Origin of the sequence: Photorhabdus sp. RM96S (assembly GCF_042879335.1) — a bacterium.
Taxonomy (GTDB): domain Bacteria; phylum Pseudomonadota; class Gammaproteobacteria; order Enterobacterales; family Enterobacteriaceae; genus Photorhabdus; species Photorhabdus kayaii.
Window position 1 is genome coordinate 1 of record NZ_JBHFKT010000287.1, and the last position, 223, is coordinate 223.

A 223-nucleotide genomic window follows, 5' to 3' on the forward strand; every position below is an offset into this window, starting at 1 on the left:
TAATGACTTTATGTCATTTGATTTATCGGAAGAAATCGCTGAGCTCCCTTTGGGAGAAGATAAGCAATTTACCATTATTCTAGAATTTGACCGTAACATTCCCATCGAGGACATTACACCCGCATTTATTCCCCATTGCGTACCCGTTATTAACCTGGCTCCGGCAAGAACAAAACCGATAACATTTGAAAAGGGCAAATCGCGTTATGTATTAGCAGCGAAT

Annotated in this window: 1 protein-coding gene; it reads left to right on the forward strand. The window is 40.4% G+C overall.

Annotated elements, in window-relative coordinates; translation table 11 throughout:
- Positions 1–223 (forward strand): type VI secretion system baseplate subunit TssF (locus tag ACGF49_RS25385; RefSeq protein WP_387493606.1); only part of this gene is annotated, 223 nt, incomplete at both ends.